This is a genomic window from Methylophilus sp. 42 (assembly GCF_000384155.1).
In the GTDB taxonomy this organism is placed as follows: domain Bacteria; phylum Pseudomonadota; class Gammaproteobacteria; order Burkholderiales; family Methylophilaceae; genus Methylophilus.
This window is the reverse complement of the sequence record NZ_KB913031.1, coordinates 414522-432233: the sequence shown is the minus strand read 5'-3', so window position 1 is coordinate 432233 and position 17712 is coordinate 414522. Positions and strand designations below refer to the sequence as shown.

The 17712-nt window shown below is 49.3% G+C and carries 11 protein-coding genes; 3 read left to right on the top strand and 8 right to left on the bottom strand.

Annotation, left to right across the window (positions count from 1 at the left end; all coding sequences use genetic code 11):
* Positions 1–38 precede the first annotated feature (38 nt).
* Positions 39–2276 carry an EAL domain-containing protein gene (locus tag MET42_RS0101950; protein ID WP_232411234.1) on the bottom strand — a complete coding sequence of 746 codons (2238 nt, stop codon included), beginning with the start codon at positions 2274–2276 and terminating at the stop codon, positions 39–41.
* Between the two features lie 469 nt (positions 2277–2745).
* On the opposite strand from MET42_RS0101950, the gene MET42_RS0101945 reads away from it, so the two are divergent.
* Positions 2746–3603 (top strand): hypothetical protein, encoded by an 858-nt coding sequence (locus tag MET42_RS0101945; RefSeq protein WP_019881041.1) that lies wholly within the window; start codon positions 2746–2748, stop codon positions 3601–3603.
* Positions 3604–3671: 68 nt separating this feature from the next.
* Positions 3672–4418 (top strand): tetratricopeptide repeat protein, encoded by a 747-nt coding sequence (locus MET42_RS0101940; protein ID WP_019881040.1) that lies wholly within the window; start codon positions 3672–3674, stop codon positions 4416–4418.
* Between the two features lie 163 nt (positions 4419–4581).
* Here MET42_RS0101940 and MET42_RS0101935 read toward each other — a convergent pair whose 3' ends face one another.
* The 5 genes from MET42_RS0101935 to MET42_RS0101915 all read right to left on the bottom strand — a co-directional run bounded on the left by MET42_RS0101935 (position 4582) and on the right by MET42_RS0101915 (position 10624).
* Positions 4582–5619: a macro domain-containing protein gene (locus MET42_RS0101935; RefSeq protein ID WP_019881039.1), complete on the bottom strand. Its 1038-nt coding sequence runs from the start codon at positions 5617–5619 to the stop codon at positions 4582–4584.
* The gene (locus tag MET42_RS14535) at positions 5616–6329 is read right to left on the bottom strand and encodes a DarT ssDNA thymidine ADP-ribosyltransferase family protein (RefSeq protein ID WP_081624273.1); all 714 of its coding nucleotides are present in this window, start codon (positions 6327–6329) and stop codon (positions 5616–5618) included. The genes MET42_RS0101935 and MET42_RS14535 overlap by 4 nt, the downstream gene beginning before the upstream one ends.
* Positions 6330–6460: 131 nt before the next feature.
* Positions 6461–7507: a hypothetical protein gene (locus MET42_RS0101925; RefSeq protein WP_232411232.1), complete on the bottom strand. Its 1047-nt coding sequence runs from the start codon at positions 7505–7507 to the stop codon at positions 6461–6463.
* A gap of 68 nt (positions 7508–7575) precedes the next feature.
* Complete coding sequence (locus tag MET42_RS0101920; protein ID WP_019881036.1) at positions 7576–8268, bottom strand: NrdJb; 693 nt, start codon at positions 8266–8268, stop codon at positions 7576–7578.
* 190 nt (positions 8269–8458) lie between these two features.
* Positions 8459–10624, bottom strand: coding sequence for an adenosylcobalamin-dependent ribonucleoside-diphosphate reductase (locus MET42_RS0101915; RefSeq protein ID WP_019881034.1), 2166 nt, complete (start codon positions 10622–10624; stop codon positions 8459–8461).
* A gap of 375 nt (positions 10625–10999) precedes the next feature.
* Here MET42_RS0101915 and MET42_RS0101910 point away from each other — a divergent pair, with 375 nt between their 5' ends.
* Positions 11000–12265 (top strand): 3-deoxy-D-manno-octulosonic acid transferase, encoded by a 1266-nt coding sequence (locus MET42_RS0101910; RefSeq protein WP_232411230.1) that lies wholly within the window; start codon positions 11000–11002, stop codon positions 12263–12265.
* 776 nt (positions 12266–13041) lie between these two features.
* On the opposite strand, the gene metH is transcribed toward MET42_RS0101910, so the two are convergent.
* Positions 13042–16848 (bottom strand): methionine synthase, encoded by a 3807-nt coding sequence (gene metH, locus MET42_RS0101905; RefSeq protein WP_019881032.1) that lies wholly within the window; start codon positions 16846–16848, stop codon positions 13042–13044.
* Between the two features lie 82 nt (positions 16849–16930).
* Positions 16931–17554 carry a DUF2490 domain-containing protein gene (locus MET42_RS0101900; protein WP_232411229.1) on the bottom strand — a complete coding sequence of 208 codons (624 nt, stop codon included), beginning with the start codon at positions 17552–17554 and terminating at the stop codon, positions 16931–16933.
* Positions 17555–17712 lie beyond the last annotated feature (158 nt).

Below are 17712 nucleotides of genomic sequence, written 5' to 3'. Positions count from 1 at the left end.
GCGGGCATTCATGGCCTCTTGAACCACCACTAACGCTGTCACAACTGCCCCGTGACTAGCACTTCCTCAAAGGGCACTGGCCTGCCAAACAAATATCCTTGCGCATGAGGACAACCGATTGCTGCCAGGTATTGGGCTTGCGCCTCTGTTTCAACGCCTTCGGCAATCAGCCCTTTTCGCAAACTCCTGGCCATTGAGATAATGGCCTGCACAATTAATCCTCTATCTAGGTTAGTGGTGATATCTTTAATAAATGATCGATCAATTTTTAACTGGCTAATGGGGAAGCGGTTCAGATAGCTTAACGCTGAATACCCGGTGCCAAAATCATCAATTGAAATACATAGCCCATGGTTATGGAAAGTCTGCAGGACAGACTGAATCGCTTCGTTATCTTCCAGTAACAGACTTTCGGTGATCTCCAGCTTGATCCATTCAGGTTTACATCCCGTCTCCGTCAGGATGTTGATGACCGAGTTAAATAAATCATTCTGAATAAATTGCCTGGTGGACAGGTTAATCGAAACCGTAAAAGGCGTGGTGCGCCCCGCATTCCACTGCACTGCGGCTTTACATGCAGTGGATATGATCCACTCACCAATGCTAATGATGAGCCCGGACTCTTCAGCAATGCCAATAAACTGATCTGGGGAAACCAATTCACGATGGTCTCTATGCCAGCGGATCAGCGCCTCCACGCCCACCACTTCTTTGGTCATCAAATCCACTTGCGGCTGGTAATACAGCTTGAATTCGTCCTTCTGTAGCGCCTTGCGTAACGCATTTTCAATATTCATGCGTACCGACGTTTTCTCTGTGAGATCCGAAGAATAGAATTGAAAATTATTGCGGCCTTTGCTCTTGGCCGAATATAAAGCGGAGTCCGCGTATTTGAGTAAATCTTCCACTTTGTGGCTATCGGTAGGAAACACGGCAATGCCGATACTCACGGTAATAAATAACTCCTTACCGGCGATGTAAAAAGGCTCAGCCATGGCCTCGATAATTTTCTGGCCGACGTTAGACGCATTTTGCGGATGATGTATTTCAGATAAGAGAATCGCAAACTCATCGCCCCCAAGGCGGGCAATGGTGTCATAACGCCTGATACGTGTTTCCAGCCTTCTGGCCGCCTCACATAGCAACTGGTCCCCTACCGTATGCCCATATGAATCATTGATTTCTTTAAACCGGTCCAGATCCAGCATCATCAGGCTAAATGGATGATGATTTCGATCCGCCTCAGCCATGGTCTGATTCAAACGGTCGGCGAGTAATGCGCGGTTGGGCAATTCGGTCAATGAATCGAAATAGGCCAGATGATGAATGCGTGCCTGGCTTTCAACCGTCTCCGTGACGTCCTGCCCCATCGCTATCACAGCCATGACTTCGCCATTCGGGTCCAGCTCGGCAATCAGGGAGGTATGGATAATCCGCCCCCTCCCTTCCGGTGTTTGCCAATGCAGGTCTACGTTTTTATTAATCCCCGCCGCGAAGACCTCCTGAATATGAGATTCAAACTCGATCGCTGAAGCGCCGCCAGGATACTCAGAAGGCGATTTTCCAACCAGGAAATCACAGGTGACACCGTAAAAATCAGCGGTTTTAGGATTCAAATAAGTGCGCTTATTTTGGCGGTTGTAACGCACAATGGAATTAGGAAAATTTGAGATCAATGAGTGATATTCACGCTCCCGTTGCAGCGTCTCGGTCACATCTCTGGCGTAACCCACGGTGCCAATGACCTGATCATCGACGACCAAAGAGGATTTATATGACTCTATCCAGTAATACTCTCCAGACGTATCCCTGATCGGGCAGATCACACCAATAGGCGCGTCACTTTTTAAGGCATCTTTGTCACCATCTACATATTGCTGAGCAAGCTCGGCCGGAAAGAAATCAAAATCTGTTTTGCCTTCAAGATCATAAGTCGTCGCCACACCGGCCATCTTTGCATAGGCTTTATTGGCAGCTAACAACCGGCTATCTTTATCTTTCAGCCAGACCATAAAAGGAAAATTATCCAGCAAGGTACGCAGGTAATGCTCGCGATCCAATTGCTCAGGTTTGCCTTCATCTGCATGGCCATTCGGCAGTTTGCGTAAGACCTCCAGGCTATAGTCAGTTTCGCCCAGACTGATTTTTGTCGCGGTGATGACTGCATCAAAATGCTGCCCTGATTTGCTGCGACTTTTAACTGTATAGCTAAGCGATTTAACCTCTTGCAGCGCATGCCAATGCTCACGCCACCACTCATGGGAAAAATCAGGCAATAATCGTTGGTTATTTAAAGCGGATAGCTCAGCCTGTGAATATTCAAAGAGCTGGCAGGTCAGGGCATTTGTATAACAGAGCGTACCTTGTTGGCTAACCAAAAAAACTGCATCACCAATCTCATCAAAAGCAAACGTTAATTCCAGCAGTCTGGAACGATCTTGCAACGATAAATCCGTCATTGAAACCATCCCCACATATCTAGCCTGATTCTTGTTATATGCACGTAACGCACAAGATTCATACCCTGCAACTCAGCATCACCGAGAAGACTTAATCGTTATATGTAACAAATTGTAACTTCAGTGCGTAATTTATACCTTTTTGGCCGCGATGGGATAAAAATATATATTGATCAATGAACTATGCGATGCAAGTTACACTTTTACGTGAAGAGCGTTTGAAAGATGCCGATTGCGCAGAACTCTATGCGAGACTGCACTGAAAATAAAATAGGATAACAAGATAGTGAACGACGATTTCACCCTGCCACCAACATACACCACGCTACGGCTGCAAAACTTAAGCGTGGCAGAACAAACTAGGCTGCTGCCACAAGTGTTTGTGCTTGCCAGAGAGCAATATCCCGAATGGCCAGCAGAGCAATTACAAAACTGGCTCAATGCTTTGGCGGGTGGTAATGAGAATGGCACCAAAATGGTAGTTTCGGTAGTGCTAGATGCGCAAAATGAGGTGGCGGCCACCAGCGCACTGGAGCTCTATGACAATGGCACGGCCATGATCAACTACAGCCTTGCCCGCAAAAGTGCCGGGGATTATGCAGCGCTTATTTACGCCGCCACTAAAGACATGGCGGCGGGCATCCAAGCGCTACAAGCATGTGGTGAAACCATCCACTTTGTGGGCAAAGAACACCATTTACAAAGCCTGCGGGCCATTGCAGGCTATTACGCCGTCGGCAACGTGCCAGTTGATGGCCCGACTTCGTTACTCACGGCCAAAGTAAAATATTACGAAGTGGCTTATGGCGACCCGAAAGAGGTCGAAAACCAGACCAGGATAGACCATGCGTTTATGCTGGCAGATCCGAAAGCGGGTTATACGCCAGAGGAAGATGTGCACCTGTGGCTGTTGGGCGACTTTACCCCCAGCGAGCCGAGCAAACCGCTTGCTGAATCGTTCAGGGCGCTGGCAGAAACCTACGCCAAAGAGCACAGCATATTCCGCGAAAAAGATTATCGCTTAGACCCCGGTTATATTTCGCTAAACCAGCTGGCTGACCATTTGCCAGCTAATGCGACTTATCAACAAGCAGTCCAAGCCTCGGCGCGTGGAGCCGCACAATGGATAGGCCTCTCTGAATAAAGCACTTATCAAAATCGCTCAAGTCTGAGACTATTCATTCGACGCGTACCCACACACAAGGAACAGGCATGGCGCAAATAGAAAGCGGCTTGGCAAAGTTACTCACCAAAACGATGTTCACTGGTTTGATGCTATTGGCGCTGTGTGCGGCCAGCGTGGCGCAGGCCAACACTTTAGAAGAAGCCAAACACAAGCTATTGCAAAAAGACTATGCCGGTGCCCATGCCATTTACTTGTCACTTGCCAATCAAAACGATGCCAAAGCCTGCTACAACCTGGGCCTGATGTACCAGGATGGCGATGGCGTGGCCAAAAACATGGACGAAGCAGTCAAGTGGTACACAAAATCGGCAGAGTTAAATTACAAAGAGGCGCAATACACACTGGCCTCACTGGTGTTTCAGCGCCAGATTCAAAGCATCAGTTACCCGCAAGCGGTGACCTATTACGAGCAAGCAGCCAAGCAAGGGCATGTGAAGTCACAGCTTAATTTAGGCATGCTGTATCTAAGGGGCGATGTAATTACGCAAGATATGCCCGCCGCCGTGCAATGGTTAAGCCTGGCCGCGAGCAACAACAATACCGAAGCCCAAGGCTATCTGGCCGACCTCTACCAACAAGGCGCTGGCGTTGAACAAGATACAGTGAAAGCGGCGATGTGGTTGATACTGGCGACGCAAAACGAAGACAAGCATTTTTTGAATCGCCACACCAAAATGCTTAATTATCTTTTGGCGCAAATGACTGAAGAACAAAAAGCCTCCGCCACTCAATTGGCGGCACAGTGTAAAAGCCAACAATTAAAAGGATGCTGAGTAAGGTTAACTCCAGCGACTGCCACCTACCGACAGGCACTAAGTGCCTCGAAGCAAGGTGCCGCACAATAGATGGATTGGCTTAATTAAAAATGAAGAGCATGGACGAAAATTGATGGATACCAAAATCAATCGAATCCGGCCCTATTTATTAATAAAAAACTTAAAGCAAACTATCTTCCCTCAGTCGCTGGAAAGCGACTCGTATTTCATCCTCTGGGAAAATATTCCGCTTATTTTTTTCTAAACCAAGCATCTTTGAAGCAATATACTTAATATCGCTATTATCCAATCCAGGTGAAGTGGCAATTTTATGCACAGTAGACAGCAGCTCCAAACCGTATGGAGTTTCAAACCCATCTACCAGCTTCGTTAAATTATCTATGACAGCTTCGCTTTTTTCATCATTCTTCAAATAGTCTTCAGCTGCTGCAAATCCAGCAGGTGTAACATGCGCTTCCCTATCTGCTTGAAAGCCCGCTATTAATTTATAGTCAACTTCAAGAGCAACTATCGCTTTTTTCAAGGCTTCTGAATATGGTCCATAGAGATTCTTAGTGAAGTCCAAATTCAATGGCGCACCCATCACCTGCAAAAAGTAAGCAATCTTCTGAAGTGAAAGGCGATCTAATACACCCCCAAAAGGAGTTTCAAGCTCAGCAATTGCTTTGAGAAAAACAGCCCGTCCTAGAGTCATTTTTAAATTCGTATCCACATACTCTGGATCGTCACTTTCAATTAATGGGGCGTAAATTGAAACACTAACATCATCCAACACAGAGAGTCTTTCCAATATCATTGGTCGAACAATCTCCCAATCAAGCCCTCCATTTCCGCATCCTAATGGAGGAAGAGCAATTGATTTGATTTTGTATTTTCTTATATCTGCCACCAGAGCATCTAATCCTTCGGCAATATATTCCAGCTTAGACTTAGCACGCCAATGATCTTTTGTTGGGAAGTTAACAATAAACTTTGGCTCGCTCTTACCAAATAAATTCGTAAGCTCATATATCAGCATGGTGCCAGGCCGCAATACTTTAGCATCACACGCTTTTTTGTAAGCTTTGTAGTTATCGGGCCAACGACGCTTGAACTCAAGAGCCACACCTTTACCCATCACACCAACGCAATTCACCGTATTTACCAAAGCCTCAGCCTGATCTAAAAACAAATCTCCTGATTTGAATGTAATACTCATACGAAGCATCCAGGTTTAGAAAATACAGGAAGTTGATAGCCAGCCGCTTGAATCATATCTCGCACAATAGCCTGTTGTTTTGTATTGGGAGCCACCACACAAATGAACGCGCTCATAGGAACCGCAGTGCGAATCAAAAACTCTGCCATTCTAATTGGCCCACGTCGCTGATATCGCTCGGGGGTATCCTTGTTAAGGAAATACTGACAAGAGCCGACATACCCAATTTCTTGGATTCCTCCTGCTATAGGATTTTCGTCAAACAACTCCCATCTGATATGGGACTCCAGCATACCAGGATCACGTACTATCGTCGGCCCTGGAACGGTTGAATTCAATGCGTAATCACTAAAACAACATTGTAATTGAGCACCGTACAAATCAGACACTTTTGCAACCAAGAAAATCCGATCTTCCAGACGTGAGATTGTAGGCACCCCTCCCCTTGGAGGTATCACCTGTACGCGGCCACGATGAATTGCACATGTGAACGATGTTAACGGGGAGAAATAAAAAGCAACGCAGTCGTTCACTACTCCACCAAAGGGCAACTGAAAATCATTCGTACCACGCCGTTGTACTAAATTCTGATAACTAGTTTGATGGCATACTTGTGGATTAGAATGGTTTTTTGAACGAACCTCGCCATCAGCAAGAAATATTGGAAGGTCCCTATAATCTACCTGTCTAAATACAAATCTTTCTGGCATTGTAGAACCTTCACAACCTTTCAAAGAACACTATGCGCACGCAAACTTCTTGGGGAGTGCAACAATCAAAGTAGCCTGACACTATACTGCAATATCTTAAAATTGCCTTAATGGCATTATAAAAAAGCAATCTAAGTATTAAGCAATCTAATTTCGCTTAAATCGAGGCCAGTTGCTGCTAAAAGCTCTGGCGTTGACTCCTCTGTCACTCCTTCAAGTAACAATGCTGCTATTGCCTGATCAAAAGACTTCTTGATTGATAACCCAAACCCTATTGATGAATAAAACTGCGCAGAAAATACTCTTGCAGCCTCATCCCCTATAGAAGTATTCATTCCAATTGCAGCCGGAATATGTTGAACAATTGCCTCCGCTTGACCTCGAGAATAACAAGTATTAAAAAAAACCAATTGAATATCCCCTGAAGCTGCTGCCATTGTTTGCACTATAGCCTCTTTGGATACCAACTTTGTATTACCAGAGTTATCTTGAAAAACAATTTCGTCTTGATCAGAGCCATGGCCGCTAAAATGAATAACGGCCGGTTGACATTCATTAATTGCTTGCAAAACATCCAATGGCCTCACAGCCCAGCGAGACTCCAACTTAACAGCGTCTCTATGCTTAGATTTTCTAATCATTTCAGAAATAGATCTAACCTCTTCATCAAGCCTTAGTTGCTGCTGATCTATGGGATTAGAGGCAAGAAAAAGAACCGTTATCTCATTTGGCAATTGCTGTAGCTTTTGAATTGCAGACAAGGCCAAAGAGTGCATTACATCATGCTGTGACAACTTATGAACAATATTGCTAACTTGACGCTCATGCTTTTGTAGTGCTTGCTTTTGTAACTGTGCATTACGCCTATCAAGTTGCTGTTGGGCGCTATCTAAACGTTTAGAAACCTCGAAAAGCCGTCTTTGAAGGTCAGCAATCTTTGACTCAAGCTGTGCGACCCTTTGCTGATGCCTTGCTGCATCACCTTGATATCTCTCAGACTCTCGCAGTTTAGAGTTTAGAGTGCTTAAATTCGATGTCCTTGTGGCCGCTGATGCAGCAGCATTTGCTTTTCGATTTGCATCGGCGACCTGAGTAACTTCACGACTCTTTTCCTGCTGCAGCTTAGCTAGTTCCTGCTGATATCTTTGCATCTCTCGCTGATAACTATCTACACTCACACAGAAACTCCCAGTTTCAAGTTAGATCATTAAAAAAGGGGCTTTTGCCCCTTTTATTTATCACCTATTTAACCGCACTTACTATCCCCGCAGTTCAAGCAAGTCATACATCCATCCATCAAAATACTTGCTTTGGTATTACACTTTTTGCAAAGCTGCGCACCTTTTGGGAAGCCTTCATCATTTGACTCTTCACCTGACTTGGCGTGTTTTTCCAGGTATTCCGCTTTTTTCTCTTCTACCAGTTTTTGCTGGTGTTCGTCTAACCCAGGCTTTTTCAGCATGCCGATTTCTTGCAGGTGTTTTTCTACTACTTCACCAATCTCGGCAACTAGGCTGGGCACAAATTTGCCGCCTTTTTTGAAGTAGCCGCCGCTAGGCTCAAACACGCTTTTCAGTTCTTCTACCAGGAAGGTGACATCGCCACCTTTGCGGAATACGGCGGACATAACGCGGGTCAGCGCGACTATCCACTGGAAGTGCTCCATGTTTTTGGAGTTAATGAAGATCTCGAACGGACGGCGGTGCTCTTGTGGCGTGCCTTCGTACATGATGACGTCGTTGATGGTGATGTAGAGCGCGTGCTCGGTCACCGGCGTTTTGATTTTGTAGGTGTTACCCACGAGCATATCCGGGCGGCTCAATGGTTCACCCATTTGAATGATGTTTGCGACAGGCGCTGAAGCGGCCTCGGCTGCTTTTTTGTCTTCATCGGTCACCAGTTTGTAGGCGGTGATTTTTTTGTCGATTTTGATTGCCATGTTGTTCTCCCTATTGGAGCTTAATTTTTCAATAAATTCAATCTTTTAACATTCTCAAATTTTAGATGGTTGCCGTTGCGAGCGAAGCCAGTGCCAGGCGAAAAGCGGTTTTAAACCGGAGTGTATAAATAGTACATGAGGATTTAAAACTGCTTTTTAACGCCGCAATGGCGAGCGCAGCAGGCAAACACTAAAATTTTCCGTAGTAGCCTTCCTTGAAAGCATCAAAGAGGTTGGCCGCCGTATGGATTTCTCCGTCGTACTCAATCTCTTCATTACCTTTTGCTTCGATCTCGGTGCCATCTTCCAGCGTGAATTTGTAAGTGGTGCTTTCGAGGTCTTTCTCGGTCACCAATACGCCCTGGAACGCTTCAGGGTTGAAACGGAAGGTGGTGCAACCTTTGAGGCCTTTGTCATACGCGTAGAGGTAAATGTTTTTGAAATCCTCAAAGTCGTAATCGGTCGGCACGTTAATAGTTTTAGAGATAGAGCTATCAATCCATTTTTGTGCGGCGGCCTGAATATCGACGTGCGCTTTTGCCATGATGGTGGATGAATCCAGGAAGTAATCCGGCAATTGCTCTTCTGGCTTGTCGCTGAATGGCATGGCGTTCGCATTCACCAGTTCACGGTACGCCAGCAGCTCGTAGCTGAATACATCAACTTTCTCTTTGGACTTTTTGCCCTCACGGATGACGTTACGGGCATAGTGGTGGGCAAAGCTAGGCTCGATGCCGTTGCTGGCGTTATTGGCCAGTGACAGGGAAATCGTACCGGTTGGCGCGATGGAGCTGTGATGCGTGAAGCGTACACCCTTGGTCGCTATCTGGTTACGCAGACCTTCGGGGAATTGCTGCATATAGCGGCTGTATTTACCCAGCAACACTTTACCAGCCAGTTTCTGGCCAACCTTGATGCCATCAGCGGCCATTTCCGGGCGTACGCGCAGCATGTCGGCGGTGACTTCAAATTTCTCGTCCATAATCGGTGCCGGACCTTTTTCTTCAGCCAGTTGCACGCCGACTTCCCAACCCACTTCGGCCATGATGCGGGTGACTTCTTCAGTGAATTTCACTGAGTCTTCTTCACCATATTTCATTTTCAACATGGTCAGTGTGGAACCCAGGCCGAGGTAGCCCATGCCATGACGGCGTTTGCGGGCGATTTCCTGGCGCTGCTGCTCTAAAGGCAAACCATTGATTTCCACCACGTTGTCCAGCATACGGGTAAATACGCCAACCACTTCGCGGTATTCGTCCCAGTCAAAATGTGCGTCGTCAGTAAATGGCTTGCGCACAAATTTGGTCAGGTTGACGGAACCCAACAGGCAGGCGCCGTAAGGTGGCAATGGTTGCTCGCCACAAGGGTTGGTGGCGCGGATGTTTTCGCAGAACCAGTTGTTGTTCATCTCGTTGACGCGATCGATGAGGATAAAGCCTGGCTCAGCAAAGTCGTAGGTGGAAGACATGATGACATCCCACAGACGGCGCGCCTTGATGGTTTTGTAAATGCGGCAAGCGACTTTACCGGCCTCAGGGCCTTCGGTTTTGGTCAGGTATTTGCCTTTGATCGGCCAGTCACGCCACACGACTTGCGACTCATCGTTGACGTTGAGGCCATCAATAATGGCTTCTTTCTCGGTGACCGGGAAGGCCAAACGCCATTCATCATCGGCTTTGACGGCTTCCATAAACTCTTTGGTAATCAGGCAGCTTAAGTTGAACTGGCGCAAACGGCCATTTTCACGTTTGGCTTTGATAAAGTCAGTCACGTCCGGATGGCTGATATCAAACGTCGCCATTTGCGCGCCACGACGGCCACCGGCTGAAGACACGGTGAAACACATTTTGTCGTAGATATCCATAAACGACAGTGGGCCGGAAGTGTAGGCACCGGCACCGGCGACAAATGCGCCTTTTGGACGCAGCGTTGAAAACTCGTAACCAATGCCGCAACCCGCTTTTAAAGTAAGTCCAGCTTCGTGTACCTTGGCCAGAATATTGTCCATGCTGTCTTCTACCACGCCAGACACGGTGCAGTTAATGGTAGAAGTGGCTGGTTTATGCTCTTGCGCACCGGCGTTGGAGGTAATACGGCCGGCCGGAATCGCGCCACGGCGCAACGCCCACAGAAACCTTTCATGCCATTCGGTTTTTTTCTCTTCGGTGGTCTCGACGTCAGCCAGTGCACGCGCCACGCGGCTGTAAGAATCGTCCATATCCAGGTCTACATGCTCGCCAGATTTGGTTTTCAGGCGGTATTTTTTATCCCAGATATCAAGTGAGACAGGCTGCACCGGAATCTCGGCCGCGACCTCTTCTGAATGGACTTTCTTTTGTTCAACTGCTTTCAGCATCGAGCTCTCCCACCTTTGGCGATTCTTATTAATTGATAACGCGCTGTGAACCGGAAAAACCCCTGCGGCTGACAACGCGTTGGCACGAAGATTGGCTTGAAACAAGCGTTTGCACGCTTATATTGCCGCACGCTATGGATTGAGATGCGGCTTCAACCAAACACAACATCTTGTGTTGCTGGCAGTAATTTATGCCTATACTTTGTTGACGTCAATCGATTTTTTACGCCTTTTTTTGGTGCGTATTGCTTGCATTCTTGCAATCACTTTAACCACAAGGCCTCAGGCATAGGTGAGTCATCACTCTCCTGTTTTGCATGCATTTGATTGGTGCGTGCAGGCGAGATGTCAGCGCAAATATGCGAGAATAACGCCATGCCAAGATTCGTCTATACCCTGCTCATGTTCGCGGTAGCCACCCTGCTGCCGCTCAAGCTATTCTGGCGTGGCCTCAAGCAACCCGAATACCGCCAGCATGTGGGCGAACGCTATGGCTTTTACACGCAAACCGTCAACGCACCGCTGATTTGGGTGCATTGTGTTTCGGTAGGTGAAACACGTGCGACACAGCCGCTGATTCATGCGCTGCTGGCACATTACCCGCAACACCAATTACTCATGACCCACGGCACCCCCACCGGCCGTGAGACTGGTCGCCAGTTATTTGATCAGGAGATCGCCAGTGGCCGCGTATTGCAAGCTTACTTGACCGTCGACACACCAGGCGCGACCAAACGCTTCCTGACATACTTCAAGCCTTCATTAGGCCTATTAATGGAAACCGAACTATGGTTCCATGCCATCGACCAGGCCACGCGTTTGAATATTCCCATGGCGCTACTGAGTGCGCGCCTCTCACCCAAATCGGCCGCTGGCTACGCAAGACTCGGCAGCCTGACGCGCCGTGGCCTGCAACAACTATCACTGGTCGCCGCACAAACCGCCGCCGATGCCGAACGCCTGCAAACGCTGGGTGCAAAACATCCGGTCATCTGTGGCAATTTAAAATTTGACGTCACGCCGCCAGAAGACAGCGCGGCCAAAGGTGCAGCATTACGCCAGCTATTGGGTAAAGATCGCACAGTCTTCATGGCTGCCAGTACGCGTGAGGGTGAAGAGTCATTAATCCTCGATGCCGTGCAAGGCACGGACGTGCTCACGCTGTTAGTGCCACGCCACCCGCAACGCTTTGCTGAAGTCGAATCGCTGCTCAAGGCACGCGGCCTGCGCTATGTATTGCGTACGGAGCTGGTGCAGCCCTTGAATGGCGATGTACAGGTGGTGCTGGGCAATAGTATGGGTGAAATGTATACCTATTACGCAGCGAGTGATTTCGCGGTGATGGGTGGCAGCTTGCAGCCATTGGGTGGGCAGAACCTGATTGAAGCAGCGGCCATGGGTGTACCAACGATATTGGGGCCGAATATGTTTAATTTTGCGCAGGTGACGCAAGCGGCTGTGCTAGCAGATTCGGCTGTGCAGTTAAGTGATGTGGCTGAGCTGCATGACATGATTGCCACGCTGGCGGCGGATAAGATGAAAGTGACGACAATGGCGCAAGCGGCGAAGGGGTTTACGTTGCAGCATAGAGGGACGACACAGAGGCTGATGGTAGCAATTGAGCCGCTATTAAAAAAGTAATTCTTTAGCGAAGTATCGATGAGCACTTCAATACACATTCGTTATTGTGGCGATTTATTTCGCCCTTTCGGCGACCATTCTTTCTTATGCTTGTCCATAAGAAAGAAGGCAAAGAACAAGACACCCTAGCTTCCGCCTGTTTCCTGCGTTGCTCATCAGCATGGGCGGCCAACGAAACTCGCCCTAGCGGCTTGCAAACTCCGCAAGCCACCGCGGAACTCGAACAGCCGCTGGCCGAAGACTCCCACGCTGCCTGCGCTACTCGGCGCGGCAGATAGGGACCCATAAAACCACACGCCCTTAACTTACGTGAATCTTTTTACATCACATGCCGCTCAACCAGCGCAAAAAAACAAAAACAATACGTTGTTAAGTCTAGCAACAACAGCCCAGCGCCCTCCACGTAATATGCCTAACAAACGCCTCATCGTGGCGGGGTTTAATCGGGCCCCTATCTGCCGCGCCGAGTAGCACAGGCAAAATAAGGAGAAAGGGAGCGACTGTCCGAATCCCGCAGTAGCTCACGTTGTATGTGAGCTACCAGGTTGAGTTTCGTGACCGCTTATTTTGGCGAGCAACGCAGGAAACAAGCGGAAGCTAGGGTGCACTTTCTTTTGGTTACTTATTCTTTGTGCAAGCAAAGAAAAGTAACTCGCCGAAAAGGCGAAACAAAACGCCACATAAACACACAAACCGAAAAATTACCTTTCCCGCGCATCAAAAAACAAAAAAGGCGTACCTCTCAGTACGCCCTTCTCGCTCAACCCACAAACCCATTACCCAAGGTTAGGCGCTAACCACCGCTCCAGCCAATCCTTATCCACATTGCGCCGTTTCGCCATATCCTCCAGCTGATCATTGCCTATTTTATCCACACTGAAATACCTGGATTCAGGATGCGCGAAATAAAAACCACTCACCGCGGCGGCTGGTAGCATGGCGTAACTGTCGGTCAGCAACATGTCGATTTCAGTCGCTTGCAGTACCTTGAACATATCTTCCTTGACCGTGTGATCCGGGCAGGCCGGGTAGCCAGGCGCCGGGCGGATGCCTTGATATTGTTCTTTAATCAGTGCTTCTTTATCTAAGGCTTCACTTGCGGCATATCCCCACAGGTCTTGCCGCACACGTTCGTGCATGTATTCGGCAAAGGCTTCGGCCAAGCGGTCGGCCAGCGATTTGAACATAATGGCGTTGTAGTCATCATGATTCTTTTCAAAGTCCGCCAGACGCTTTTCCATGCCCAGACCCGCTGTCACGGCGAACAGGCCGATGTAATCGTCTATAGTTTCATTTCTTGATGGCCCTTTAGGCGCGATAAAATCCGCCAGGCACTGGTTGGGACGGGCTACGCCGTCGATGACTGGTTTTTGTGTTTGCTGGCGCATGCCGTACCAGGTCAGCGCAACCTGGCTGCGGGATTCGTCGGTATAAATTTCAATATCATCACTGTTGACCTGATTGGCAGGGTACAAAGCGATTACACCATTAGCACTTAACCAACGGCCATCGATGATGCGCTTCAGCATGACCTGCGCCTCAGCAAATACCTTGGTCGCCGCTTCGCCGACAATCTCGTCTTTCAAAATGGCCGGGTAAAAACCGGCCAGATCCCAGGTCTGGAAGAACGGGCCCCAGTCGATATATTGTGCGATCAGTGCCAGGTCGATATTTTTGAATACGCGGCGGCCGATAAATTTGGGCTTCACCGGCGCCTTGTCGCCTGTAAATTCGACTTTGGCCGCATTGGCGCGTGCATCGGCCAGGCTTAACATCGGCACGCCTTTTTTATTGGCATGCTGGTGGCGCGCTTTTTCGTAATCGGCCTGGATCTCGGCCAAATAGGCACCACGCGTTTCCGGCGTCAGCAGATTTTGCATGACACTGACTGAACGTGACGCATCCGGCACATAAATCACCGGGCCTTCATAATTAGGCGCAATTTTCACTGCGGTATGCGCGCGCGAAGTCGTTGCGCCGCCAATCAGTAACGGCGTCTGGTTTTCGACAAAATGCGGGTCGCGCTGCATTTCTTTGGCGATATAGGCCATTTCTTCCAGTGACGGTGTAATCAGGCCGCTCAAGCCAATGATATCGGCATTTTCGGCTTTAGCCATGGCCAGGATTTCAGCGGCGGGCACCATCACGCCCATATTCACCACTTCGAAGTTGTTGCACTGCAACACGACGGAGACGATGTTTTTGCCGATATCGTGCACATCGCCTTTAACGGTAGCAATCACCACCTTGCCTTTAGGTTTGGCAACCAAACCAGTACGGCGCTCTTCAGCGGCTTTTTCTTCCTCGATAAACGGAATCAAATGCGCCACGGCGGACTTCATCACACGGGCCGACTTCACGACTTGCGGCAAAAACATTTTGCCCTGTCCGAACAAGTCACCGACCACATTCATGCCATCCATGAGCGGACCTTCAATGACGTGAATGGGGCGACCACCCTTATTCATAATGTCCTGGCGCACTTCTTCAGTGTCGGCGACGATAAAGTCGGTGATACCATGCACCAGCGCATATTCCAGGCGCTTGCTGGCTGGCACCGGTTGCTCTGGCGTGCCACGCCAGGCCAATGTGGCTTCCTGTTTTTTGCCACCAGCCACCAAAGTACCGGCGATTTCGATCATACGCTCGGTTGCGGCCAGTGGATTATCCGGATCGACCACACGGTTGAGCACCACGTCTTCGACGCGCTCACGCAACTCGGCCGGAATATCGTCATAGACGCCGACCATGCCAGCATTGACGATACCCATGGTCATGCCCGCCTGGATGGCGTGGTAAAGGAACACGGTATGGATGGCTTCACGCGCGGGTTCGTTACCTCGGAAGCTAAAGCTGACGTTGGACACACCGCCGGAAATACGGGCGTAAGGTAAATTCTGCTTGATCCAGCGCGTGGCTTCGATAAAGTCTACTGCGTAGTTGTTATGCTCTTCAATGCCCGTCGCCACAGCAAAGATATTCGGGTCGAAGATAATGTCTTCGGGCGGAAAACCAGTGCCCACCAGCAAGTCGTAAGCACGTTTGCAAATCTCAGTTTTACGCGCATAAGTATCGGCCTGACCGGTTTCATCAAACGCCATCACCACTACCGCGGCGCCATAGCGCTGGCACAATTTGGCCTGGCGCAAAAACTCAGTTTCGCCTTCTTTCATCGAAATTGAGTTAACGATGGCCTTGCCCTGCACACATTTGAGACCCGCCTCAATCACCGCCCATTTGGAGGAGTCGATCATGATAGGCACGCGCGCAATGTCAGGCTCAGAGGCGACCAGATTGAGGAAGTGTGTCATGGCCTTGACCGCATCCAGCATGCCTTCGTCCATGTTGATGTCGATCACTTGCGCGCCGTTTTCTACCTGCTGGCGTGCCACGCTCAGCGCTTCTTCGTATTGCTCGTTGATGATCATGCGCGCAAACGCTTTGGACCCGGTGACGTTGGTCCGCTCGCCGACGTTGACGTATAGCGAGCTTTCATCAATGATAAATGGCTCTAAACCAGACAGTTTGGTCGTGATCGGCAGAGTAGGCACCTGACGCGGCGGCAAGACTTTAATCGCGTTGTAAATCGCGTTGATATGGTCTGGCGTGGTGCCGCAACAGCCCCCGGCAATATTGATAAAACCGCTGTCTGCAAACTCTTTGACCAGGCTGGAAGTCACATCAGGCGTTTCATCAAAGCCGGTATCAGACATCGGGTTAGGCAAACCGGCGTTGGGGTAGATACAAACAAAGGTATCGGCCACTTTGCTCAGTTCTTCAGCATAAGGACGCATCAGTGTCGCACCGAGAGCACAGTTCAAACCGACAGTCAGCGGTTTCACATGACGTACCGAGTGCCAGAAGGCGGTCACGGTCTGGCCAGACAGGATACGGCCAGAAGCATCGGTCACCGTACCGGAAATCATGATCGGCCAGGTTTTGCCCTGCTCGTCAAAAAAGGTCTCAATCGCAAACAACGCCGCTTTACAGTTGAGCGTATCGAAAATGGTTTCCACCATCAGGATATCGGCGCCACCGTCGACCAGGCCGCGGATTTGCTCCAGGTAAGAAGTTACCAGCTGGTCAAAACTGACATTACGTGCGGCAGGGTCATTCACATCCGGTGAAATAGACGCCGTTTTCGGCGTGGGGCCTAATGCGCCCGCCACGAAACGCGGTTTGTCCGGTGTGCTGTATTTGACGCAGGCAGCTTTGGCTAACTTGGCGGATTCAACGTTCATCTCGTACACCAGATGCGCCATATGGTAATCGTCTTGCGCGACGCTGGTGGCACCAAAGGTGTTGGTTTCGATGATATCGGCCCCAGCCGCCAGGTATTTTTCGTGGATTTCTTGGATGACCTGTGGCTGTGTCAGCGTCAGCAGCTCGTTGTTGCCTTTGACGAACAACTCGCGCTCGCCTGGCGGCCCTTGAAAGTCTTTGAAACGCGCCCCGCGATAATCAGCCTCGGTCAGCTTGTATTGCTGAATCATGGTGCCCATTGCGCCATCCAGAATCAGGATGCGCTTGGAAAGCGCGTCACGTAACCATTGTTCAGTGGCGGAGATGGGCAGTTGCGGCATGCGTATCAACTTGAAAACAAAAGCGATATTTTATCACAAGGCGCCACGCAGCCCGGCAAACGATGCCGAGGCAACGCAAGGCCTAGAAGTTAAAGCGCACAGTAGTCATCAGCACATGATTTTCGCGATCAACGCTGCGCGTGTTGATGTACTGATGCAGATAGCCCGTTTCGAGATTGGAGAAATCACTGAACTTCCAATTGGCACCGATAAACAAGCGGTTTTGATCGATGCCACGGTGCGCACCCCACTCAGTCTGGTTCAGGTTAATAAACAACTCGTCAAACATCACCAGCGATAATTTGGGATGCACTGGCAAGGGCATGGTTGCGCGCACCATCTGCCGCAAGCGATGACCAACATCCTGGAAGTCTTCACGCCGCCGCTGCTCAAAGCGCGTGCGGCTGGTGAAAGTCACATTGGCGACAGCATCAAACTGATACTGAAACTGCTCCCATAGCCGGTTTTCGCGCTGCGACGACTGGCCGGGCGGATGGCTGATAATGGTGTCATAGCCCAGCCAGACGCTGGCCTTGGGATTGAACTTATAAAACACCGATGGCCGCAGGATCAATTGATCAAAATGCTGGCCTTCGTTGCGCCAGCGCGGATGCGTATCCATGCTCCAGTAAAAATTTTCTGCCGGTAATTTGCCCTGGGTGTAGATGCTAAACCAGTAACGGCCATCTTCTTCGGTGTCGGCCATGGCTTGCGGCAGCCCACATACGGCGAATATGAAAAAAACACGGCTCAAAAAAATATAGTCGAATCGGAAAAATGACATTAACATCGCGGCATTCTATGTATCAATAATTCCAGGCATCAATATGAGCGGTAGTCCGCCCGCCTGGGCATCTGAGGGGA

Excerpts from the sequence above, each read along its gene's own strand:
- MET42_RS0101940 (WP_019881040.1), top strand. The coding sequence starts at position 3,672 with ATGGCGCAAATAGAAAGCGGCTTGGCAAAGTTACTCACCAAAACGATG.
- MET42_RS0101915 (WP_019881034.1), bottom strand. The coding sequence starts at position 10,624 with ATGCTGAAAGCAGTTGAACAAAAGAAAGTCCATTCAGAAGAGGTCGCG.
- metH (WP_019881032.1), bottom strand. The coding sequence starts at position 16,848 with ATGCCGCAACTGCCCATCTCCGCCACTGAACAATGGTTACGTGACGCG.
- MET42_RS0101935 (WP_019881039.1), bottom strand. The coding sequence starts at position 5,619 with ATGAGTATTACATTCAAATCAGGAGATTTGTTTTTAGATCAGGCTGAG.
- MET42_RS0101900 (WP_232411229.1), bottom strand. The coding sequence starts at position 17,554 with ATGGCCGACACCGAAGAAGATGGCCGTTACTGGTTTAGCATCTACACC.
- MET42_RS14535 (WP_081624273.1), bottom strand. The coding sequence starts at position 6,329 with ATGCCAGAAAGATTTGTATTTAGACAGGTAGATTATAGGGACCTTCCA.
- MET42_RS0101910 (WP_232411230.1), top strand. The coding sequence starts at position 11,000 with ATGCCAAGATTCGTCTATACCCTGCTCATGTTCGCGGTAGCCACCCTG.
- MET42_RS0101920 (WP_019881036.1), bottom strand. The coding sequence starts at position 8,268 with ATGGCAATCAAAATCGACAAAAAAATCACCGCCTACAAACTGGTGACC.